General features: G+C 65.9%; 21 protein-coding genes and 1 pseudogene. 6 read left to right on the top strand and 16 right to left on the bottom strand.

Translation table 11 applies throughout. The features are described 5' to 3' along the window. Positions 1–430 precede the first annotated feature (430 nt). Positions 431–2,413, top strand: coding sequence for a relaxase/mobilization nuclease domain-containing protein (locus tag AC5I49_RS10540; RefSeq protein WP_271427054.1), 1,983 nt, complete (start codon positions 431–433; stop codon positions 2,411–2,413). A gap of 26 nt (positions 2,414–2,439) precedes the next feature. On the opposite strand, the gene AC5I49_RS10535 is transcribed toward AC5I49_RS10540, so the two are convergent. The 15 genes from AC5I49_RS10535 to AC5I49_RS10465 form a co-directional block, all read right to left on the bottom strand. Next, complete coding sequence (locus tag AC5I49_RS10535) at positions 2,440–2,712, bottom strand: thiolase family protein (RefSeq protein ID WP_271427055.1); 273 nt, start codon at positions 2,710–2,712, stop codon at positions 2,440–2,442. Between the two features lie 9 nt (positions 2,713–2,721). Next, positions 2,722–3,717, bottom strand: coding sequence for a branched-chain amino acid ABC transporter permease (locus tag AC5I49_RS10530; RefSeq protein WP_271427056.1), 996 nt, complete (start codon positions 3,715–3,717; stop codon positions 2,722–2,724). 11 nt (positions 3,718–3,728) lie between these two features. Then, positions 3,729–4,601: a branched-chain amino acid ABC transporter permease gene (locus AC5I49_RS10525; RefSeq protein WP_016452539.1), complete on the bottom strand. Its 873-nt coding sequence runs from the start codon at positions 4,599–4,601 to the stop codon at positions 3,729–3,731. 20 nt (positions 4,602–4,621) lie between these two features. After that, positions 4,622–5,338, bottom strand: coding sequence for an ABC transporter ATP-binding protein (locus AC5I49_RS10520; protein WP_026062538.1), 717 nt, complete (start codon positions 5,336–5,338; stop codon positions 4,622–4,624). Next, positions 5,335–6,102, bottom strand: coding sequence for an ABC transporter ATP-binding protein (locus tag AC5I49_RS10515; protein WP_271427057.1), 768 nt, complete (start codon positions 6,100–6,102; stop codon positions 5,335–5,337). The genes AC5I49_RS10520 and AC5I49_RS10515 overlap by 4 nt, the downstream gene beginning before the upstream one ends. Before the next feature lie 16 nt (positions 6,103–6,118). Next, positions 6,119–7,309 carry an ABC transporter substrate-binding protein gene (locus tag AC5I49_RS10510; RefSeq protein ID WP_271427058.1) on the bottom strand — a complete coding sequence of 397 codons (1,191 nt, stop codon included), beginning with the start codon at positions 7,307–7,309 and terminating at the stop codon, positions 6,119–6,121. A gap of 60 nt (positions 7,310–7,369) precedes the next feature. Next, entirely contained in the window at positions 7,370–7,978 is a 609-nt protein-coding gene (locus tag AC5I49_RS10505; RefSeq protein WP_271427059.1) for a 2-hydroxychromene-2-carboxylate isomerase, read from the bottom strand. Positions 7,979–8,023: 45 nt separating this feature from the next. Beyond that, positions 8,024–8,746, bottom strand: a complete 723-nt coding sequence (locus AC5I49_RS10500) for a glutathione binding-like protein (RefSeq protein ID WP_271427060.1) — start codon at positions 8,744–8,746, stop codon at positions 8,024–8,026. A 147-nt stretch (positions 8,747–8,893) separates the two neighbouring features. Next, positions 8,894–9,676 (bottom strand): SDR family NAD(P)-dependent oxidoreductase, encoded by a 783-nt coding sequence (locus AC5I49_RS10495; RefSeq protein ID WP_271427061.1) that lies wholly within the window; start codon positions 9,674–9,676, stop codon positions 8,894–8,896. Between the two features lie 29 nt (positions 9,677–9,705). After that, a complete protein-coding gene (locus AC5I49_RS10490) occupies positions 9,706–10,491 on the bottom strand; it encodes an enoyl-CoA hydratase/isomerase family protein (protein WP_271427062.1) in 786 nt (261 codons plus the stop codon). An 11-nt stretch (positions 10,492–10,502) separates the two neighbouring features. Continuing rightward, positions 10,503–11,684, bottom strand: coding sequence for a thiolase family protein (locus AC5I49_RS10485; protein ID WP_271427063.1), 1,182 nt, complete (start codon positions 11,682–11,684; stop codon positions 10,503–10,505). Between the two features lie 27 nt (positions 11,685–11,711). Next, on the bottom strand, positions 11,712–13,379 hold the full coding sequence (locus tag AC5I49_RS10480) for a long-chain-fatty-acid--CoA ligase (RefSeq protein ID WP_271427064.1): 1,668 nt from the start codon (positions 13,377–13,379) through the stop codon (positions 11,712–11,714). Between the two features lie 11 nt (positions 13,380–13,390). Then, entirely contained in the window at positions 13,391–14,458 is a 1,068-nt protein-coding gene (locus tag AC5I49_RS10475) for a CaiB/BaiF CoA transferase family protein (protein WP_271427065.1), read from the bottom strand. Beyond that, positions 14,455–15,600: an acyl-CoA dehydrogenase family protein gene (locus AC5I49_RS10470; protein WP_016452528.1), complete on the bottom strand. Its 1,146-nt coding sequence runs from the start codon at positions 15,598–15,600 to the stop codon at positions 14,455–14,457. The genes AC5I49_RS10475 and AC5I49_RS10470 overlap by 4 nt, the downstream gene beginning before the upstream one ends. Before the next feature lie 147 nt (positions 15,601–15,747). Beyond that, positions 15,748–16,779: a helix-turn-helix domain-containing protein gene (locus tag AC5I49_RS10465; RefSeq protein WP_271427066.1), complete on the bottom strand. Its 1,032-nt coding sequence runs from the start codon at positions 16,777–16,779 to the stop codon at positions 15,748–15,750. Between the two features lie 286 nt (positions 16,780–17,065). Between AC5I49_RS10465 and AC5I49_RS10460 the strand changes: the two genes are divergently transcribed. Then, positions 17,066–17,836 (top strand): SDR family NAD(P)-dependent oxidoreductase, encoded by a 771-nt coding sequence (locus tag AC5I49_RS10460; RefSeq protein WP_271427067.1) that lies wholly within the window; start codon positions 17,066–17,068, stop codon positions 17,834–17,836. Positions 17,837–17,858: 22 nt separating this feature from the next. Here AC5I49_RS10460 and AC5I49_RS10455 read toward each other — a convergent pair whose 3' ends face one another. Continuing rightward, entirely contained in the window at positions 17,859–18,887 is a 1,029-nt protein-coding gene (locus tag AC5I49_RS10455; RefSeq protein ID WP_016452525.1) for an AraC family transcriptional regulator, read from the bottom strand. A 294-nt stretch (positions 18,888–19,181) separates the two neighbouring features. On the opposite strand from AC5I49_RS10455, the gene AC5I49_RS10450 reads away from it, so the two are divergent. From AC5I49_RS10450 to AC5I49_RS10435, 4 genes and pseudogenes are all read left to right on the top strand, one after another. Further along, positions 19,182–19,883 carry a nitroreductase gene (locus tag AC5I49_RS10450; RefSeq protein ID WP_016452524.1) on the top strand — a complete coding sequence of 234 codons (702 nt, stop codon included), beginning with the start codon at positions 19,182–19,184 and terminating at the stop codon, positions 19,881–19,883. A gap of 157 nt (positions 19,884–20,040) precedes the next feature. Continuing rightward, positions 20,041–21,822, top strand: coding sequence for an acyl-CoA dehydrogenase (locus AC5I49_RS10445; protein WP_016452523.1), 1,782 nt, complete (start codon positions 20,041–20,043; stop codon positions 21,820–21,822). 24 nt (positions 21,823–21,846) lie between these two features. After that, on the top strand, positions 21,847–22,596 hold the full coding sequence (locus tag AC5I49_RS10440; protein ID WP_035884627.1) for an electron transfer flavoprotein subunit beta/FixA family protein: 750 nt from the start codon (positions 21,847–21,849) through the stop codon (positions 22,594–22,596). A gap of 1 nt (position 22,597) precedes the next feature. Then, a pseudogene (locus tag AC5I49_RS10435) lies at positions 22,598–22,960 on the top strand (electron transfer flavoprotein subunit alpha/FixB family protein); the annotation flags it as partial.

Raw genomic sequence — 22,960 nt, 5'->3', positions numbered from 1 at the left:
ACGTTGCCATGCATCTCATCGTGCCATCGGGCGTGTCGTCCTGCTGGTCGTCGCCGTGTCGTCGCGCGTGCAGTGCGGGTGCATTCGCACCGCACTTCGCGCTGTCTCCGGCGCAGCCGTCCAACGTGCAGGCGTCTTGCCTCGAACGCGCCCGGCCTGCGGCCGTATCCGCGTTCGCCGGCGCGCTGGCTGCTGGTGCAGCAGCGCCACCGGGCCGCGATTGCCGGGAGCGGATGCGGGAGGCAAATGCGGAAGGCAAGACAAAAGGACGCGGCACCGGGCCGCGTCGAAAGCCTGTCTGCACGTGGGGGCGGCGCGGCACGCAGCGGCTTCGCCGCCGTGCTGCTTGTGGCGCGTGGCCCGCGTCGATATGGGCTTGTCCGCGTGCTTCGCACGACGGACTACGCCCCAGCTTTCAGGGAGAGAAGTCATGATCAACCGCCGCGACGACGATTTCCGCATCCGCCCCAGCGCTCCAAAAAACCGCGGCCAGGGCTTCGTTTCCAAGGTGCTCCAGCAGGCCGGCAAGGCCAGTGGCGGCAAGTCCTCGGTGCGCCGTCCGGCATCGGCCATCGGCGGCAAGGCCACCGGCCAGCGGCCCGGCTCACGCCTGGGGCGCGGCCATACGGCGGCGCGGTTTGCGGGCGCGAAGCTCACGCCCATGTCGCGGCGTGTGACTATCAAAACCTTGCTGGTCAACCAGCAGCGGGCCAGCCCGCAATCGCTCGCCAAGCACCTGCGCTACATCGAGCGCGATGGTGTGGGCCGTGATGGCGAGCCAGGCCGGGCCTATGGGCCGCAGACCGACGAAGCCGATCTGGATGCTTTCAAGGAACGCTGCGCCGACGACCGGCACCATTTCCGCTTCATCGTCTCGCCCGAGGACGGGGCCGAACTGGACGACCTGCGCACCTACACGCGGCATCTGATGAACCGCATGGAAGCTGACTTGGGCACGCGGCTGGATTGGGTGGCGGTGGATCACTGGAACACCGACAACCCCCACACGCATTTGATCGTGCGCGGGCGCGACGACACCGGCAAAGACCTCATCATCGCCGGCGACTACATCGCTGATGGATTCCGCCATCGTGCCGCTGAACTGGCGACCGAATGGCTGGGGCCGCGCACCGAACTGGAGATCCAGCAGACCTTGCAACGCGAGGTGGAGCAGGAGCGGTGGACGAGCCTGGATCGCACGCTGCAACGCGAGGCCGGCGAAGACGGCCGGGTGCAGATCGAACGCTTCAACGAACCGAAGCTGCAACGCCAACGCCTGCTGCTGATCGGCCGCCTGCAACGCTTGCAGCGCCTGGGACTGGCCGACGAGGCGCAGCCGGGCACCTGGGCCGTCCATGCCGATGCCGAGAAGACCTTGCGCGCCCTGGGCGAGCGTGGCGACATCATCCGCACCATGCAGCGTGCCATGCGCGGCGAGCCGCGCGAACTGGCGGTGTTCGAGCCGGGCGACGATAGCCGAACCATTCTCGGCCGCGTGGCCGCGAAGGGGCTGGCCGACGAGCTGCGCGACCGCGGCTATCTGGTCATCGACGGGGTGGACGGCAAGGCCCACTACGTCGCGCTCAACACCCGCGACGAGCTGGCGAACTATCCCACCGGCGCCGTGGTGGAGGTGAAGGGATCGGCCGACGTGCGCGCGGCTGACAAGAACATCGCCGTGCTGGCGAGCGATGGCCTGTACCGCACCGACCACCACCTTGCTATCGCGCAGGGCCAGGCCGTACCGGGCCGCGATCCGCAGGAAGTCGTCGCGGCCCACGTCCGGCGCTTGGAAGCCCTGCGCCGGGCAGGCATCGTGGAGCGCGTGGCCGAAGGGCTATGGAAGGTGCCGGGCGACCTGCCCGATCAGGGCCGTCGCTACGACGCGCAGCGCCTGGGCGGCGTGGCCGTGGAGCTGAAATCGCACCTGCCCATCGAGCGGCAGGCCCGCGTGGTCGGGGCCACCTGGCTTGACCAGCAGTTGATCGGCGGCGGCTCGGTCCTGGGCGACCTGGGCTTTGGCGGCGAGGCCAAGCGGGCAATGCAGCAGCGCGCCGACTTCCTGGCCGAACAGGGGCTGGCCGAGCGGCGCGGGCAGCGCGTGATCCTGGTGCGCAATCTGCTGGGCACGTTGCGCAACCGGGAGGTGGCACAGGCCGCGAAGGACATTGCCGCCGACACCGGACTGGAACATCGCACGGCGGCCGACGGGCAGCGCGTGGCCGGCATCTACCGCCGCAGCGTCATGCTGGCCAGCGGGCGCTACGCCATGCTCGATGACGGCATGGGGTTCAGCCTGGTGCCATGGAGGCCTGTCATCGAACAACGACTCGGTATGCCGATTTCTGCGCAGGTACATGACGGCCGTGTATCCTGGCAAATCCGACGGCAACAGGGCTTATCTGTTATCTGAAGCCAGCAGCATATCGAGCACTCACTTCAAGTGATGCGTCTACAAGCGTTCTCGATCTTGACGACCGGAATGCGCCCGATGCCCATGCCGCGCAGCGCCACCTGTCCGGGGATCAGCACCTGGTCGGCCATGACACCGGCAGCGGCGTTGCCCATGTCGGCCGCCTGCAGTTGGGACGAAGTGATACTCGCATCGGCGATGGCTTCGCCAATCGCCTCGGCGGCGAGCGATTTGAGACCGCAGTCAATGTGCTTGCCGAAACGGGTCATGCCCGTGCCAGCGACGAAGACGGGCTGCATGGAAAGCGCCTACGGTCGGGTGGATGAGGAATTGGCGCGGCTGCGCCAGAGGCCGGTGATCCAGCCGCTCAAGCCATTGGGTGCCAGGAAGACCATCGCGAGCAGTGCGAAGCCGAAGATCATCCACGGGGCGGATTGCGACACGCTCTCGGCCAGGTTGGGCGTGAGCACGATGAAGGCCGCCCCCAGGAAGGCGCCCCACAGGCTGCGCACCCCGCCCACGAAGCTGCCCACCAGCAAGGACACCGAGAGCAGGAAGGGGAAGTTCTCGGGTGCGACGAACTGGGTAGCCACCGCGCTCAGAGCGCCGGCCAGACCGGTGAACGCCGCGCTGAGGCCGAACATTTGCGTGCGCAGGGCGGTGATGTCGAGCCCGCCCGCCGCCGCCGCGAGCGGCTGGTCGCGCGAGGCGTCCACCAGGCGGCCGAACTGCGCGCCGAGGATCCGCCGCGCCAGCAGGAAGGCGCACAGCGCACAGACCGCGACGCAAGCCATGATGGCCCAGTCCGTCCGGTCGGCCAGCATGCCTGGGAACACGGGCTTTTCCAGGACGATCCCCGCCACGCCGCCGGTCAGCCACTCGATCTTCTTCCACTTGAGCGCCTGCGGCGTCACCACCGCCACCGCGAAGGTGGACAGCGCCAGGTAGAGCATCGGCAGCCGCAGTGCCGGGAACCCGAAAAGAAAGCCGACCGCGAAGCACAGCAGCGCCGCCACCGGCACGCCCACGTAGAACGGCCAGCCCAGGTGGTGCGAGAGCACCGCCGTGGCGTAGGCGCCGATGGCGAAGAAGGCGCTGTGGCCGAGCGAGATCTGGCCCGTGTAGCCGGTGAGCAGGTTCAGGCCCATGATGGCGATGCCGTAGATCAGCACCTGCGTCATCACGTACAGCGGATAACTTTGCCAACTAAAGGACCAGGCCAGCAGCGCGAGCCCGACCACCGAGGCCGTCCAGCGCAACCAGGTGGGCGATGCCGCCGGGCGGATGTTGAGTGGGGCGTTCATGGTACTCATGCTCACACCCTCACCTGGGCCGTCTTGCCGAAGATCCCGGCGGGCCGCAAGACCAGCATCGCGATGATCAACAGCATGATGCAAGTCAGTTTCAGGTCGTTGCCGACCACGTAGGCGCCCAGCAGGTTCTCCAGTACCCCGACGGCGAAGCCCCCGGCCACGGCGCCCACAGGGCTGGCGATGCCGCCCAGCAGCGCGCCCGCCAGTGCGTAGATCAGCGGCCCCATCATCATCGACGGCTCCAGGAACACGATGGGCGCGGCCATCAGCCCCGCCACGGCACCGGCCACCGCTGCAAGACCCCAGCCCACGGCCAGCACCTTGTTGGTGCTGATGCCCGACAGTTCCGCCGACGGCGCGTTCACCGCCACCGCACGCATCGCCAGGCCGAACCGGGTGAAGCGGAAGAACGCGAATACCGCCGCCAGTTCGGCCAGGGTGACGAGCAGAACGCCGACCTCGTGGGCCGACAGATAGGGTTCGGCACGGCTGAGGACGCCACCGAACGGCGTGGCGAACTCCAGCATCTCATGCCCGAACAGCCAGCCGACCAGGCTGTTCAAGATGATGAGCAGCGCGATGCTGGCCGCCACGACCGAGAGCACCGGCTTGTGCCGCAGGGGCTGGAAGATGACCCGCTCCAGCGCCAGCCCGAGCAGGAAGGAACCCACGACCACAACGGCGAAGGCCACCCACCATGATGCGCCCGCCTGAACCAACGCCCAGCTCATATAGGTGGAGAACATCGCCAGTTCGCCCTGCGCGAAGTTGACGGACGAAGTGCAGCGATAGATGAGCACGAGCGCGATGGCGAGGCTGGCATAGATGCCGCCCGCCGCCAGGCCCGAAGCTATCTGGTGAAGGAATGCTTGCATGGTGATGAACCTCTTTTTGATCAGTGGCCGAGGTAGCTGCGGCGCACGGCGTCGTCTTCGCGCAGCTCGGCTGCGGTGCCCTGGGCAGTGACGCGCCCGCTTTCGAGCACATAGGCCCGGTTGACTAGGTTCAGCGCGACCTGGGCGTTCTGCTCCACGATGAGCGCCGTGAGGTGCTCGGTTTCGCGCAACTGGTGCAGGAGTTCGTAGATCTCCTGCGTCACGCGCGGCGCGATGCCGAACGAAGGCTCGTCCAGCAGCAGCATCTTGGGGCGCATCATCAGCGCGCGCGCGATGGCCAGCATCTGCTGCTCGCCGCCGCTGAGCGTGCCCGCCGCTTGCTTCGCGCGGCTGGACAGCTTGGGAAACAGCGTCTGCATCCGGGCGATGTCCTGCTCGATGCCGTCCTTGTCGCGGCGGTGGATGGCGCCCACGCGCAGGTTCTCCAGCACCGTCAGGTCGCCAAAGGTGCCGCGCCCTTCGGGCACGTGGGCGATGCCCAGCGAGGCGATGGCGGGCGCGGCCATGTCGATGATGTCCTGGCCCTCGAAGCGCAGCGTGCCTTTGGCAGTCACCTGCTGGTGGCTGATGGCGCGCAGGATGGAGGTCTTGCCCGCGCCGTTGGCGCCGAGCAGCGCCACCATCTCGCCGGCCTGCACGTGCAGGTCGATGCCATGCACCACCGCCGTTCGGCCGTAGGCCACCGCGAGGTTGCGGATTTCAAGCCGTTGGGTCACAGCACACCTCCCAGATAGGCATCGAGCACGGCGTCGTTGTTGGCCACTTCCTCGGGCGAGCCCTGGGCGAGCTTGCGGCCAAAGCTCAGTACCGCGAGGTCGGAGCAGGTCTTCATCACGAAGCGCATGTTGTGCTCCACGACCACCATGGTCAGCTTCAACTCCTCGTGCAGGCGCAGCAGCACGTCGCGCAGTTCATCGACCTCGCCAGCGGTGAGGCCAGCGGCGGGCTCGTCGAGCAGCAGCAGCTTGGGCCGCGTCACCAGCGCCCGCGCGATTTCCACGCGGTGCTGGATGCCCACTGGCAGTTCCGCCACGCCCCGGTCGGCATAGTCAGACAGCCGCAGCGTGGCCAGGGCCGCGTCAGCCGAGTGCGCGATTTCTTCCTCGGCGGCACGGACGGCGCGCGAGCGCAGCGCGGCACCCAGCATCGACACCGGCAGCCGCGCGTGCGCACCCACCATCACGTTTTCGCGCACCGTGAGCGAGGGGTAGAGCGCCACGTTCTGGAAGGTGCGGCTCAGACCCAGCCGTGCCACGCCGTGGCGCGGCAGGCGCGTCAACTCGGCCTGGCCGAAGCGCACGCTGCCGTGGGTGGGCTGGTACAGGCCGCTGATGCAGTTGAAGCAGGTCGTCTTGCCAGCGCCGTTCGGCCCGATCAGGCCGAAGATGCAGCCCTCGGGCACGTCCATCGAGAAGGCGTCCAGCGCGACGACACCGCCGAAGCGGATCGTCAGGTCGCGTACGGAAAGAATGGGTTCCATCGCTGCGCTCGCCCCGTCAGGACGGCATCACCTTCCAGCTCGTGCCGTCGAACTGCTGGATGCGCATGTCCGGTATCGGGTGAGGGCGGGCGTCGCTGGTCTTGACACGCAGGCCCGGCAGCATCATGGGCAAATCCATGTCCAGGCGGCGCGACTGCCGCATGATGTTCTCGCGCGAGAGGTCGTTGCCGCACTGCTTGAGCAACTGCACTGTCACTTGCCCAAGGCAGGCACCGAGCACGGTGAGGTACTCCTTGGCCGCGCCTTTGTTGTATTTGTCCATGAAGGCATGCCAGGCCAGGACACCAGGGTCGTCCTTCCAGGTCGGATCGCTCGGATCCTTGAGGAACGCGGCGCTCATGATGCCCTTGACCTTGTCCAGCCCCACCGGAGTCAGCACCGCGGGCACCGAAGATGCGCTCGGGTTGATGTAGATGGCCGGGCGCCAGCCGATGTCGTGGGTCTTGCGCAGCGACTGGAGGGTGGCTTTGGGCGAACCCCACGCCACCAGCACGTCCGCGCCCGAGGCATGCATGGAGACGATCTGCGAGTCCACCGTCGGATCCGACACCTCATGCGACTCTTCGCTGATGAGCTTCTTCCCGGCGGCAGCCAGAACCTCCTTCACGCCACGCAGCACATCCTTGCCGGCGTCGTCGTTCTGGTAGAACATGGCGATCTTCGCGTTGGGCCGCGTCTGCAGGATGTGCCTGGCCAGGGTGCGCCCTTCGTCGGTGTACAGGGGCAGCCAGCCCATGCTCCAGGGGAACTTAGCCGCATCATCCAGCCACGTGGCGGAGCCGGACGAAACGAAGAGTTGCGGTACTTTGGCGTTGTTGAGATAGCTGCGCGACGCCAGCCCAGTGGACGAGCCTATCTGCGCCGCGAGAAAAGCCACCTGATCGCGCTCCACCAGGCGGCGCGATTGCTCCAGGGTTTTCGGCGGGCTGTAGCCATCGTCGGCCAGCACCAGCTTGAGCTGGCGCCCATTCACGCCGCCCTCGGCGTTGACCAGGTCAAACCATGCAGACATGGTCTTGCCGACGACGCCATAGCCTGCGGCCGGGCCGCTGAGCGGTCCGGTCGAGCCGATCTTGATCTCGCGATCCGTCACGCCCGGGGTGCCCGCGCCCTGCGCGCGGACCAGGCCAGAAACGCCGGTCAGCATGGCGCCGGAAAGCATGGTGATGAATTGTCTTTTTTGCATGGTGTCTCCTGTGGTGGTGGTGAGATGAATGGATGGATGGGTGAACCCTGGCCTGCGGCATCAGGCCGCCTTCCCTTGCAAGCGCAGCACGGCTTCGCGCATCAGCGGCATGCGGTCGTTGCCGAAATACATGTCAGTCTTGTCCACGAAGATGGTCGGTGAGCCAAAGCCGCCGCGCGCGACCACCTCATCGGTGTTGGCCCTGAGCTGGTCTTTGATCGCCTGCTCGCCGATGCCTGCAAAGAATTGGGCGGGCTCGATGCCAACGCGCTGGCACACCTGCGCCAGCACCGCGTCCTGCGAGATGTCCTGGTCGTCGCCCCAATAGGCTTCAAATATGGCGCGGGCAAACGGCGCCATGTCGTTGCCGAGCCAGATGCAGCCGCGCATCGCCTTCACGCTGTTGACGGGAAACACCGTCGGCGGCATCTTGATCGCAAGCCCCGTCGAGCGGGCCCAATCCGCTAGGTCCTTTTTCAGGTAGCGGGCCTTCTGCGGCACCGGCGTCTCGCGCGAGGCATAGACGGTGGGATTGATGGTGTTGAAGATGCCGCCGACCAGGATCGGCCGCCATGTGATCTCAACGTCAAGCTCCTTGGCGAGCGGCTGGATGTTATGAAAGGCGAGATAAGTCCAGGGGCTGGAGCAGTCGAAGAAGAATTCGATCATGGTGTTTCCTGTGTTTTTGGGGCGTCACTGGATTCCGGAATCGCGCTACTCGCGCCCCGGAATGGCGCTCCGTTCCGCCAGCTCCCTGGCCTTGTGGCCGAACATGTTCTTTCTCGCTTCGTCGTCCAGCGGCTCTTGCTCGAATTTGCCGACCGCCAGCCCCGCTTGCACCTGGGGCCGGCCGCGCACGCTGGCGTACCAGCGCTTGAGGTGGGGAAAGTCGTCGAGCGTGAAGCCTTGGGCCTTGTGGGTCATGGTCCAGGGAAAGCAGGCGATGTCGGCGATGCCGTACTCGGTGCCAGCGACATAGGCGCCGGTCTTGCCGAGCTGGGTATCGAGCACGCGATACAGCCGTGCCGCTTCGTCGCGGTAACGCTCGATCGCGTAGGCGATCTTTTCCTGCGCATACAGCGCAAAGTGACCATGCTGGCCGAGCATCGGCCCCAGTCCGCTCACCTGCCACATCACCCATTGCATGGTTTGGGTGAAGCCGCGCAGATCCGTGGGCAGGAAGCGGTTGGTTTTCTGGGCCAGATAGACCAGGATGGCGCCGGTCTCGAACACCGAAAGCGGGCCGCCGCCGTCGAGCGGCGCATGGTCCACTATGGCCGGAATGCGGTTGTTCGGGCTGATCGCCAGAAATTCCGGCTTGAATTGCTCGCCAGCGCGGATGTTGACCGGAGTCACCGTATAGGGAAGTCCGAGTTCCTCCAGCAGGATGGAGATCTTCCAGCCGTTGGGTGTCGGTGCGTAATGCAGGTCAATCATGGCGAATGACGCTCCTGCCGAGCTGCGGATCGACATCACGCCATGACTTGCAGGCACCCGTGGCCGACCCCCTGACATTCCAGGCTCCCGTCGCGTGGCTTTCTCGGGTTGACGACATCATGCGCAGCTCTTCGAGGGTTCAAGGCGTCAGCGCGGCGCCATGCGGAGGGCCCCATCCACGCGGATGGACTCAGCGTTCATGTAGCCGCAAGTGACCAGAAACTCGACGGCCTGCGCGAATTCATCGGGGTCGCCCAAACGCTTGGGAAAGGGCACGCTGGCCGCCAGCGCCTGCTTGACGTTGTCCGGCAGGGCCAGCAGCAAGGGGGTGCCGAAGATCCCCGGCAGGATGGTGTTGACGCGAACGCCTTCGTCCATCAGGTCGCGTGCGATCGGCAAGGTCATGCCCATGACGGCGGCCTTGCTGGCGGCATAGCTGGCCTGGCCGACCTGGCCGTCCACCGCAGCGGCCGAAGCGGTGTTGACCACGACGCCGCGGTCGCCGTCGGCCAGCGGTTCCAGCGCCAGCATGCCCGCCGTCGATTTGGCAATGCAGCGGAACGTGCCCACCAGGTTGATCTGCACGATGCGGTTGAAGCGATCCACCGCACTCGGGCGGATCTCGCCCGTTTTCCGGTCGCGACTGACGGTCTTGACGGCGTCGGCCGTGCCGGCGCAGTTGACCAGAATGCGTTCCTGCCCGATCGCGGCACGGGCTTTGGCGAAGGCCGCGTCCACCTGCTCCTCGGACGTCACGTCCACGTTGCAGTAAACACCGCCAAGCTCGCTGGCCAACGCCTGGCCGACGGCTTCGTTCATGTCGAAGATGGCGACCTTGACGCCATGGCTGGCCAAACGCCGGGCCGTGGCGGCCCCCAGGCCGGAAGCCCCCCCGGTGATGACGGCAGAAATGCCGGAATTGAGTTGCATGGTTTTTCCTTGAAGATGACAGACAGGCGTTATTGGCCGGTGAATTTGGGGGTGCGCTTGCCCAGGAATGCCGCTTGCCCTTCCAGGTTGTCGGCCGAACGCAAAGCGACAACGAAATTGCGCTTCTCATGCTCCAGGCCCTGCGCGAGCGGAGTTTCAAAGCTGGCCAAGGCCGCATCTTTCGCGAGCGCCACGGCCAGCGGCGAATTGGCCGCAATCCGGCTGGCCATCGCCAACGCCGTCGGCAGGGCCTGACCGTCAGCAGTCACTTCGGCGACGATGCCGACGTCGCAGGCCTTGCGGGCGTCGATGAAATCGCCGGTCAGCAGCAGAGCCATCGCCTTGGACTTGCCGATGGCGTGAACCAGGCGCTGGGTGCCGCCGGCACCGGGAATGGCGCCCAGCTTGACTTCCGGCACACCGAACTTGGCGGACTCGCCAGCAACCACGATGTCGCAGGCCAACGCCAGTTCCGTGCCGCCGCCCAGCGCGACCTTTTCCACCGCCGCGATGACGGGCTTGGGGAAGCGCCCCAGCGCCGCAAAAAAGTCCCAGCCCGTTGCCGAGCGGTCGCCCAGCAGCGGCGCAGCGCGCAGCACTTCAAAGGCCGTGATGTCGGCGCCCGCGCAAAACACGCCCTCGGCGCCGGTGATGACGACGGCTCGCACGGCATCGTCGTCGCGCAGTTGCGCCAACTGCGCGCACAGGCCATCGAATACCGCGCGGTTCAGGCTGTTCTTCGCGCGCGGGCGGTTGATGGTCAAGGTGACGATGGCGCCTTCGCGGCCGACGAGCACTTCGCTGGATTCGCTCATGTTGGCCCCGCTCATGCCAGCCGCTCGATGATGGTGGTGTTGGCCGTGCCCGAAGCCTCGCAGATGGTCTGCAGGCCATAGCGGCCGCCCCGGCGCTCCAGCTCGTACAGTAGGTCGGTGAGCATGCGCGCGCCAGTGGAGCCCAGCGGATGGCCGATGGCCATCGAGCCGCCGTTGACGTTTAGGCGGTCGTCCGGGACGCCGAATTCCTGCTGGAACATCAGCGGCACGCCGCCGAAAGCCTCGTTGACTTCGAACAGGTCGATGTCGTTGATGGTCAGGCCCGATTCCTTCAGTGCCTTGCGAGTGGAGTCGAGCACGGCGGTGAACTGGATCACCGGGTCGGCGGCGGCCACGGCGGTGCTGACGAAGCGCGCACGCGGCTTCAGGCCGTGCTGCTTGGCATAGGCGCGGCTGGCGATCAACAGCGCGGCGGCACCATCGCTGACCTGCGACGAGTTGCCGGCGGTGGTGGTGCCGTTGGCGGCAAACACGGCTTTCAGCGTGGCCATCTTCTCGGGGTCGGGGTTGGCGCGCACGCCCTCGTCGGCCGCGACGACCGGGCTGTTCGGGTCGGCCGGGTCCTCGGTCAGATACACCAGCTGATCTTTGATGCGGCCGGCCTGCATCGCCTCGGTGGCGCGCCGATGGCTGCGCACGGCAGAGGCATCCAGGGTCTCGCGCGTAATGCCGAAGCGCGTGTTCAGCAACTCCGACGAAACGCCTTGCGGTATCAGCGGGTTGTCCTGGTAGCGCGCCAGTTCGCGCGGGCTGTATTGCGAACCGAGCGGCGCGCCGGGCTTGAACGACGGCGGCAGCGGCGCCTGCGACATCGACTCCACCCCCCCGCCGATGGCCAACTGGTAGGCGCCCGCCTGAATGCCATGCACGGCAAAACTCACCGCCTGCTGGCCTGAGCCGCATTGCCGATCGACCGTCACCGCCGGCACGGACTCTGGCAGCCCCGCCGCCAACACGGCATGTCGCCCCAGGTTGCCGTGCTGCTGGTCCCACTGCAGCACGCAGCCGACGATCACGTCGTCTAGATCCGCCGGGTTGATGCCGGAGCGCTCGACCAACTGGCGCAACGTCTCGGCCATCAGGTCGACGGGATGCCATTTGTGCAAGCGTCCGCCGCGCTTACCCACGGGGGTGCGCAGCGCACCGACGATAACGGGTTCATGACCATTCATGTTGTTCTCCTGTAGCAAAGGGTTGGCTCACTCGGTGTAGCGGCCCGCGTGCTCGACGCGTATGCGCTTCTTGTCAAGCTTGCCGACGCTGGTCTTGGGGATGGTTTCGACGAACAGGACCTGGTCGGGCAACTGCCACTTGGCGAAAGCGCTGGTCAGGTGTTGCTGCAGTTGTTCCTGGGTCGCCTGCTGGCCGGGCTTCAGCACAACCAGGGCGAGCGGCCGTTCCTGCCACTTCGCATGAGGAATGCCGACAACCGCGGCGTCGCGCACGGCCGGGTGGCCCATGAGCAGGTTTTCCATGTCGATGGAAGAGATCCATTCACCACCGCTCTTGATCACGTCCTTGATGCGGTCGGTGACCTTGAGGTAGCCGTTCTCGTCCACCGTGCCGACATCGCCCGATCGCCACCAGCCGCCCTCCAGGAAGCGATCGCCGGAATCGGGCATGTCGTGGTAACTGGTCGTGATCCAGGGGCCGCGCAGGCAAATCTCGCCGGCCGACTGGCCGTCGTGCGGCAGATCCCGGTCGTTGGCATCGAGGATGCGGATGTCCACGCCGGTCAGGACCAGGCCCTGCTTGCGCTTGAGATTCCACCGCTCGTCCTGAGTCAAGCGCTTCCTCAACGTGGGCTTGAGGCGGTTGACGGTCACCAGCGTCGTGGCTTCGGTGGCGCCGTAGCCGTGCACCACCTCGGCACCTGTGAGTTCGTGGAAGCCGATCATCATCGACAGCGGCGGCTCGCTCGCGCCGGACAGCATGCGCATGCGGCTGAAGTCCGGCTTGACCGGCAGCGTCTCGATGTACTGCAGCATCGGTTGGAAGATGGCCGGTGCGCCGTTGGTGATGGTCACGCCCTCGGCAATCATGGTGTCGACCAGCGGCTTGGTGTCCTCGGCAGCGTAGCGTCCCGGCAGCACGATCTTGTCGGCCAGCAGCGTGGCGGCCTGTGGTAAGCCCCAGCACTGCCCGTGGAACATGGGCGTGATGAGCATGACGCAGTCATCCAGCGTCATGCCCATGTTGGTGGCCATGCCCGTGGAGTGCAGGTAGATGCCGCGGTGCGAGTAGTACACGCCCTTGGGTTTGCCCGTGGTGCCGGTGGTGTAGCAGGCGCTGTAAGCCGAGGTTTCGTCGATCTCGGGCCAGTCGATCTTGGCGTCAGCAGCGGCCAGCAGGTCTTCGTAGTGCAGCAGCGGTTTCAGCGTAGTCTTGATCTGGTCCAGCGGCTTGTCGGTCATCACGATCCAGCCCTTGATCTGGGGCGAGTTCGCTGCGACGGATTCGGCGATCGGCAGCAAGGACTCGTCCACGCAAACGTAGGACACCTTGCTGTGGCCGACCACGTAGCCCAGGTCCTCGGCGCCCAGGCGCAGGTTCATCTGCAGCATGACCGCGCCCAGGCCGGGGATGGACCAGTACAGCTCGAAGTGGCGCCGGCTGTTCCAGTCCAGCACACCGACGCGGTCGCCCGGCTCGACACCGAGCGCGCGCAGCGCATTGGCGCTGCGGCAGACGCGCGCGTAGCAGTCGGCATAGGTGTAGCGATCCCAGCCGCCATCGGGTGTGCGGTAGACGATCTCCTGGTCCCCGTGGGTGCGCGCGGCGTGCCGGATCAGCGTCGTGGTGTTGAGCTGGCGTTCGTTGCCCGTGGTGGACGGGCAGCCGCGGATGGGCTGGGTGGTGCTGGTCATTTTCTGGTCTCCTAAGTAATTGCGTTGAGTGCCTGGAACCGTGGGGCCGGGGCCGCCTCGATGGCGCCGGAGGGGGTGGTCTGGTAGATGCCCCGTGCCGCGTTGTGCGGATGCCGCGCCGCCTCGGCCAGGCTGAGCACGGGCGCGAAGCAGGCGTCGCTGCCTTCGAGCAACGCGCACCAATGCGCCCTGGGTTGGCTGCGGATGAGGGCCGCAATGCGCTCCTTCAGCGCTGGCCACGTCGTCGTGTCGTACTGGTCGGCAGGGTTCACGTCCGTCAGGCCCAGCTTCGACAGCAGCAGTGCGTGGAACGCGGGCTCCACCACCGCGAGGCTGATGAAGCCGCCGTCGGCACAGGCGTACACGTCATAGAACGGCGAATCGTGAAACGGGCTCGGCTTCGTGCCGTCGATCTGTCCATTGGCGCGAATCCAATGCACCAGCGTGCCCATCATGGCCACGATGTCGATGATGGCGGCATCCACGACCCGGCCGCGGCCACTGCCCCTACCGTTACCGCGCGCATCGACCAGCGCGCAGGCGACACCGAAGGCCATGCCCAGCGCCCCGGCCGCGTCCCCGAGCACCGAGGGCGGCACGATGGGCATCTGCCCCTTGCGCGCCGACAGCGACAGCAGGCCCGTCAGCGCCACGTAGTTCAGGTCGTGGCCAGCGGCCCGGGAGAGCGGGCCGTCCTGGCCCCAGCCCGTCATCCGGCCATAGACCAGCTTGGGGTTGCGCGCCGCGCATTCGGCGGGGCCGAACCCCAGCCGTTCCATCACGCCGGGGCGAAAGCCTTCGATCAGAACGTCGGACTGGCCGATCAGATCCAGGGCGCGCGCCTTGCCGCCGGGCGACTTCAGGTCGGTGATCTCGACCGTCTTGCCCCGGTGCAGCGGGTTGGCCGCCGCCCCGCCCAGCGGCTGCGCCCCGGCGGCCTGCTCGGCCCGTGTCAGCGCAATCACCTCGGCACCCATGTCGGCCAGCATCATGGCGGCGAGCGGGCCCGGCCCGATCCCTTCGAACTCCACCACACGGACGCCGTGCAGTGGCTTTTGCAGCGTGTGCGAGGCGTTCACAGCTTCCTCGCAATCAGTTCTTTCATGACCTCGTTCGCGCCGCCGTAGATCTTCTGCACGCGCGAGGTGGTGTACATGCGCGCGATCGGGTATTCGTACATGTAGCCGTAGCCGCCGAACATCTGCAGGCACTCGTCCACCACGCGGCACTGCTGCTCGCTGCACCACCACTTGGCCATGTACGCGGCTTCGGCGTCGAGCTTTCCGTCCAGCAGCCGCTGGATGCAGTCGTTGACGAAGGTGCGCACCACGTGAGCGGTGGTGGCGATCTCGGCCAGCTTGTGGCGCGTGGTCTGCATCTCGAACAGCGGTGCGCCGAAAATCTTGCGCTCCTTCGTGTATTCGACGGTGAGTTCCAGGGCCCGGTCGATGATGGCCGCCGCAGGCACGGCGATGGTCATGCGTTCGTAGGGCAACTGGCCCATCAACTGCTTGAAACCAAGCCCTTCGACGCCCCCCAGGACTTGATCGACCGGCACGCGCACCCCGTCGAAGAAGAGTTCGGCGGTGTCCGACGCATGCAGGCCGATCTTGTCGAGCAGGCGGCCCACGCGGAACCCTGGCAGGTTCTCGGTCTCCACCACGATCAGCGAAAGGCCTCGGCTGCCCGCCTCGCCGGTGCGTGCGACCACAATCAGCAGATTGCAGGTGTAGCCGTTGGTGATGAAGGTCTTGGCACCGTCGATCACGTAGTGGTCGCCATCACGGCGCGCGCGGGTGGCGATGGCCTTGAGGTCCGTCCCGCAGCCGGGTTCGGTCATCGCAATGCCGAGCAGCATCTCGCCGCTGCTCAGCTTGGGCAGCCAGCGCTGCTTCTGCTCCTCGGTGCCGTAGTCCATGATGTAGTGCGCAGCGATGCTGTTCACCTGGACGTTGTTGGGCATTTCCGCTCTGGTCAACTCATCCTGTACCACCAGCTGGTAGGCAATGCTGGCCCCGGTGCCGCCGTAGGCTTCGGGCATTTCGGGCAGCATGAACCCCATCTCGCCGAAGGGCCGCCAGGTCTCGCGCGGGACGTAGCCCTGTTCGCGCCAAGCGGGCAGGTGCGGAGCCATCTCGGCGGCGATGTAGCGGCGCACCTGGTCGCGAAAGGTCTCGATGTCGCTGTCCATCCAGGGTTGACGGTGCAATTGCGGCAGCATGGGAGCGCTCCTCAGAAGGTTTGTACGATGAAGGTTTGAAAACTTGGCCAGCGATGCGGCCCCGGGTCATGCCCGCATACCCACAACGGGGCGGGCGAAGCGTCGAATCTCTGCGTTCTCAGTCTGTCCAGGGCATATGGTCGGCATTCAGCCCGTGCGCGTCTTGCCCGCCAGTGCATGGCAAGTTGACTTTGCGTGTGCAAGGGAAAGCCCGGCTGACTCGACCGGGCCGATGGCGGAGCCGTGAGCAGTCATGCCGCGTGCATCGCTGGGCGACACTCCAAAGCGTTGTTTGAATGCGCGGCAGAAATGGCTGGTGGAGTTGAAGCCCCAGTGAAAGGCGATCGCCGAGACCTGCAGATGCCGGCAGACCGGGTCAACGAGTGTCCGCCAGCACGCTTGCAATCGGCTTTCCAGGATGTGGCCGACCACCGTGGTATCGCCCTGCGCAAACAGCGCATGAAGGTAACGCAGTGAAATACCGTGCGCCGCGGCGATGCGTGCCGGACTCAGGTCATCCTCTTGAAAATGCTGGGCGATGTAGGCAAGTACTCGTTCGCGCAACGCGGCCATGGCCGTGAATCGAGTGGCGCTCTCCGGCTCTGGCAGCGCAATGTCCAGAAGCCCGATCACCGTGCGGCAAAGGGCGACGTGGGCGGAGGGCGGCACGGCGCCGATCTCCTTTGCCAACCCCATCAGGTGTTGGCTGAGCAGTGAGCCCACGCCTGTGTGACTGTCAATGCGGCAGGCTGCGGGCGGCTGCTTGCGGCCCGGTAGATGCTCGCGCATGAGCTGCCAGGGAATCATCAACGACACGCTGTGGGTTCGTTCCAGCACCTCATAGTCTTGCCGCTGATCGGTACGCCAGAGGAACATGTCGCCCTCGCAGATTGGCGTGTCCCACTGCTGCAACTGTACTCGGCCGCTCAGGTTCAGCTGCAGCCCCAGGCAGAACTCATCGTCGAATGACGAATGTCCAGGAGGAGACTGCTCGACGCAAGCACCGGTCACGGTGCATACCAAGGAGGCTCCGGCGAGTTCGTGTCGCCGCAACTTCGCCTGGAATGCAGCAGGCTTCGCCGGGGAGGAAAGACTCCAGCGCTGGAAGGAGTCCTTGAGGATCGCTTCCGTCGCATCTATCCTGCCCTCGATGGGCGCATGGTCGATGGACCAACCCATGGGTGACTGTTGCAGCACTTGTCGTCTCCTGAATCTGCCCCCAGACGCCGCAGCCCATCGGGACCGGAGCGTCGACACCGTGGCGTGCTTTCGTGCGGCGCTCAGGGTACCCAAGGCATACAGGCAATCGTAGGCAGCGGTGCTTGGCGCGGCAATGACGGATGGTCTCGATCAACTGACAAGGCACCTCTTTCGACGGATGGGGGAGCGAGGCAACCCCGCAGCCGAGCGGCCCTGCGCTAACCTCCCGGCATCGACGGCGAACTGAAGATGCAAGGAGACGATGATGGATCTGGGTGCAATGCTGGCAGGCAAGCGGGTGCTGGTCACGGGGGCCTCGTCGGGCCTGGGCGAGAACTTCGCTCGGCTGGCTGCTGATTGCAAGGCCAAGGTAGTGATTGGGGCGCGGCGCAAGGCGCGGCTCGACAAACTCGCCCAGGAACTCGAAAAGCTCGGTTCGCCTCAGGTCACGGTGCTGGAAATGGATGTGGCTTCCGAGCAGTCCATCGACGACGCCTTCGCCGAGATAGACGCCTCGGGCACCATCCTCGACGTGGTGGTTAACAACGCCGGGGCTTCCAACGACGCCTTGTCGCTCACGCTGCCTGCGTCCGACTTCGACTCGCTGATGGAGACCAACGTGCGCGGCGTGTGGCTGGTGGCCGCGCGTGCCGCGCAGCGCTGGGTGGATGCGGGGCGGGGAGGCTCAGTCATCAACATCGCATCGATCCTGGGCGAACGCGTGATGCCGGGCGCCATGCTGTATGCCACGTCCAAGGCTGCAGTCGTGCACATGACCAAGAGCCTGGCGCTCGAATGGGCGCGCCACGGCATTCGCGTCAATGCCATCGAGCCGGGCTACATCGACACCGAGATGACCGATGCCATGTGGGATACCGACCATGGCAAGGCGCTTATCAAGCGCATCCCGATGCGCCGCCTGGGTAAGCCGGAGGAGCTCAACGGTCTGTTCCTGCTGTTCGCGACCGAGGCCGGGTCGTGGATGACCGGCGCCTGCGTGCCAGTGGATGGCGGGCATCTGTGCTCGTCGCTTTGAGTGCGACCGCGTCGAAGCAGCGCTACGTTTTTTGGGTGCGCGAACGATAGACGCCTGGCGTGCTGCCGGTCCATGACTTGAAGGCCCGCTGGAAGGCGGTGCCGTCGGCGAACCCCAACTCGGCGGCGATGGCGCTCAGCGCGGCATCGGTGCTGGTCAACCGAACGATCGCCATGTCGCGCCGTAACTCGTCCTTCAGCACCTGAAAGGACTTGCCCTCCACGGCCAGATGCCGCTGCAGTGCGCTGACCGACATGTGCAAGCGCTGCGCGGCGACAGTCAGATCGGGCCACTCCGGGCACGCTTGCTGCAATAGCGCGCGCACCCGCGCGCTGGCTGTCCGCTCGATTAGACGCGGGCCGATCAGGTTGCCCGGTGTGGCACGCAAAAAGGTCTGGAGCGCGGCGGTGTCACGGCGCATCGGCTGCGTGAATGCGGATGCCTCGAACCAGACCGCCGACCGCGCCTGCCCGAACCGCAACGTGCCCGAGAAGATTTGGGCATAGTCTGCGGCACGCGGCGGTGGCTCGAAGGCAAAATCGAGCCCTCTGGGCACCAGTCGGCCGCCGTGCAGCCATACCAGCAGACGCCAGAAAACGCGCAACAGCAGCCCGTGCAGGAAGTCTGAATGTTTGCCCAGAGCGTGGCGCACGTCCAGAGCAGCACCCTTGAGCAAGCCATCAGAGACGGGCACAAGCGCCACGTCGTCCTGCAGCAGGGCGAAGGATGCACTCACGCGCTGCAAGGCGGCTGCCAGCGTCTTGGCCCCGAGCGTAGAGCGAGCCATCAGCGCAAAGCTGCCGCAGCGCAACGGCCGACCGTGTAGATGGCCTAGGCATTCGTCGTCCAAGCTGTTCTTCACGGCACTGAAGAGTGCGATGTATTGCTCTATGGTCACACGCGACTGCTCCAGATGCAGCAGCGACTCGGCGATGCGGGCCTGCGCCAGAACGCCATCCAGCCAGGACTCGGTGGCCAGTCCTTTGCTGCGCGCGCCGTCGAGCAGGCCATGCACGGCAAAAACAGGAACAGTGACGACGGGTTTCAACATGGTCAAAGGGAGCAACGATAGCTGGCGCTGAATCCGAAATTACACCAAGAAAACGGCCCGCTAACGATGTAGCGTCCGGCTGCGGTCAACCGGATTTTGCCTTGTGCATACAAAGTCAACTCGCCATGCACTGGCGGGCAAGACGCGTATGTGCCGAGTGCCCAGAATACCGCTTGGTAGCACACCCAGGGACGACCCGTGGACGTTCGGCATCGATGCATTCGCATGAATGCTTCTTCGGCAACGGCATGTCGGTGTGCTCACCCGAATAGCCCAGCAACCAGGAGAGAGTGAATGTCTGTCTGCGCCGTGCCTTTGCGCAACATGCTGATTGATGCGGTGATGCGCGAACGTCGTTCCGTGCGCGCCTTTCTGCCGACCCCGGTGTCGCAAGAAGCGGTGGCCCAGATTCTGTCGGTGGCAGCCAGCGCGCCCAGTGGCACCAACACCCAGCCGTGGCATGTCATTGCCGTGGCGGGCGAGGCGAGGAAGCGCCTATGCGACCGTGTATTGCACGCCTTTCACCATGAAGAGGGAGAGCACCAGTCCGAATACGACATCTACCCGGCCGAGTTCTTCGAGCCCTACCTGACCAGGCGGCGTCGGTGCGGTTTCGCTCTTTATGCCGCAGTCGGAATCTCCAAGGGAGATACGGATGCCATGCGCGCTCAACATGCACGCAACTTTGCCTTCTTCGATGCGCCGGTCGGTTTGATCTTCACCTTGGACCGGCGTATGGTGCAGAGCAGTTGGGTGGACTACGGGATGTTCTTACAGAACATCATGCTGGCGGCCCGCGCACGAGGCCTGGATACCTGTTCGCAGATGGCGTGGACCCTTTACCCGCGCCTTCTGGCTGAAGCCCTGCAAATCCCGGACGGGCAGATGGTCCTGTGCGGCATGGCACTGGGCTATGCCGACCCGGCGGCCGTGGTGAACCGCGTGCGCACCGAGCGTGAGCCGGTCGAGAACTTCACACGCTTCAGCGGCTTCTAGAAATCTTGTCATACCAACTAATCGCGTCGTAAGCCGCCTGAGAAATTCAGCCGCCCTGAAGCGGTTGATCGACCGGGCCTTGTCCTGGTGGGTAGGGTCATGCATGGATGTATGCCCTATGGGGCAGACGGGTTGAACCCACAAAGAGGAGTAAGCAATGTCTACCTACGCCGCGCCCTTGCGCGACATGCTGTTCACGATGAAGGAAGTCGGAGGCCTGGATGCGATCTGTGCCCAGCCGGGCCATGAAGAAACCACGCCCGACCTGGTCGAGGCCATCCTGCAGGAGGCTGCCCACTACGCCACCGGCGTGCTTGATCCGCTGAACCGCACCGGCGACGTGCAGGGCGCGCGCTGGCACGACGGCCAGGTCACGCCAGCCGATGGCTTTCGCGAAGCCTGGGCCAGCTTCTGCGAGAACGGCTGGAACGGCATGCCCGCTGCCACCGAATGGGGCGGCCAGGGCCTGCCCACGCTGGTGTCCACAGCCGTGCTGGAGATGTGGAAGTCGTCCAACCTCGCGTTCAGCCTGTGCCAGATGCTCACGCTGGGCGCGGTGGAAGCCATTGCGCACCATGGCAGCGACGCACTCAAGCGCCGCTTCCTGGAGCCCATGGTCGCGGGCCGCTGGACCGGCACCATGAACCTCACCGAGCCCCAAGCAGGCTCCGACTTGGCCGCGCTGCGCAGTCGCGCCGTGCCCGAAGGCGACCATTACCGCGTCAGCGGAAACAAGATCTTCATCACCTGGGGCGAGCACGACATGGCCGAGAACATCGTCCACCTCGTGCTGGCGCGCCTGCCCGATGCACCGCCCGGCGTGAAAGGCATCTCGCTGTTCCTGTGCCCGAAGTACCTGGTCAACGACGACGGCTCCCTGGGCGAACGCAACGACCTGGCCTGCACCTCCATCGAGCACAAGATGGGCATCCACGGCAGCCCCACGGCGTCGATGAGCTTTGGCGACTGCGGGGGCGCGATCGGCTACCTGGTCGGCGAGCCGAACCAGGGGCTGGCCTGCATGTTCACGATGATGAACCATGCGCGGCTGAACGTCGGCCTTGAAGGCGTGGGCATCGCCGAGCGCGCCTACCAGCGCGCACGCGCCTACGCGCTGGAGCGGGTGCAGGGCAAGCCACTGCTCAGCGGCAGCACCACCATCGCCGGCCACCCGGACGTGCGGCGCATGCTGATGGACATGAAGGCCCGCACCGAGGCCATGCGCGCATTGGCCTATTTCTGCGCCGGCCAGATGGACCGCGCCGCAGGCCACGCCGACGCGCAAGAGCGCGAGCAGGCGCTGGCCCTGGTCGGCCTGCTGATCCCGGTGGTCAAGGGCTGGTGCACCGACAGCGCACAGGGCATCACGTCCGATGGTGTGCAGGTGCATGGCGGCATGGGTTACGTCGAGGAAACCGGCGCCTCACAGCACTTGCGCGACGCGCGCATCACGACCATCTACGAAGGCACGACGGGCATCCAGGCCAACGACCTGATTGGCCGCAAGCTGGCGCGCGAGGGCGGGCGCACGCTGAAGGCACTGCTGGGCCGCATCGACGGCGATGCGCGCCGGTTGGCCGAGATGCCCGATGCCGCGCTGGCGCAGATCGGCGGCGTGTTAGCGGCTTCGGCGCGTGCGCTGGGGGACGCGGCCGACTGGCTGCTGGCCCACGACGACCAACCCGCGCAGTGCGCGGCGGGCGCCGTGCCCTTCTTGCGGCTGGCGGGCACGGTGATCGGCGGCTGGCTGTCGGCGCGCATGGCCGAAGCCGCCACTGCGCAACTCGCGGCGAGATCTGGCGATGCGGGCTTTCTCGGCGCCAAGCGTGCCACGGCCAGCCACTACGCAGCGCATGTCCTAGTGCAGGCGCCGATGTTGCGCGACATCGTCACGGGCGGCGCCGCCAGCACGCTGGCCCTGGCGGATGATCAACTCTGAATGATCCTGAAAGGAAACCCTCCCATGAAAATCCTGGTTCCCGTCAAGCGGGTGGTTGACTACAACGTCAAGGTCCGCGTCCAGAGCGATGGCAGCGGCGTGGACATCGCCAATGTCAAAATGAGCATGAACCCCTTCGACGAGATTGCCGTCGAAGAGGCTGTGCGGCTCAAGGAGAAAGGCGCGGCAACGGAGATCGTCGCCGTCTCGTGCGGCGTGTCCCAATGCCAGGAGACGCTGCGCACCGCCATGGCCATCGGTGCCGACCGCGGCATCCTGGTCGAGACCAATGAAGAACTGCAGCCGCTGGCCGTGGCTAAGCTGCTCAAGGCCCTGATCGACAATGAACAGCCCGGCCTCGTGATCCTGGGCAAGCAGGCCATCGACGACGACTGCAACCAGACCGGCCAGATGCTGGCGGCGCTGGCCGACCTGCCGCAAGCCACCTTCGCCTCCAAGGTCGAGATCGCCGGCGACAAGGCAGCCGTGACCCGCGAAGTGGACGGCGGCCTGGAAACCCTCAGCCTTACGCTGCCCGCCGTCATCACCGCCGACCTGCGCCTGAACGAGCCGCGCTACGTCACGCTGCCCAACATCATGAAGGCCAAGAAAAAGCCGCTGGACACCGTCAAGCCCGAAGACCTCGGCGTGGACGTGGCCCCGCGCCTGAAGACCTTGAAGGTCAGCGAACCCGCCAAGCGCGGCGCCGGCGTGAAGGTGGCCGACGTGGCCGCCCTGGTCGAGAAACTCAAGAACGAAGCGAAGGTGATCTGACATGACCGTACTCGTAATCGCTGAACACGACAACGCGACCATCAAGGGCGCGACGCTCAACACCGTGACGGCCGCCGCAGCCTGCGGCGGCGACGTGCACGTGCTGGTGGCCGGCCACAACGCCGGCGCTGCCGCACAGCAAGCCAGCCAGATCGCCGGCGTTGCCAAGGTCATCCACGCCGACGGCGCCAGCCTGGCCCACGGCCTCGCCGAGAACGTGGCCGCCCAGGTGCTGGCACTCCATGGCAGTGGTGCCGGCAACTACAGCCACATCCTGTTCCCCGCCACCGCCAGCGGCAAGAACGTGGCCCCGCGCGTGGCTGCCAAGCTCGACGTCGCCCAGATCAGCGACATCACCAAGGTC

It is taken from the genome of Delftia sp., from assembly GCF_059499305.1.
This window is presented reverse-complemented; position numbering and strand designations above follow the sequence as displayed.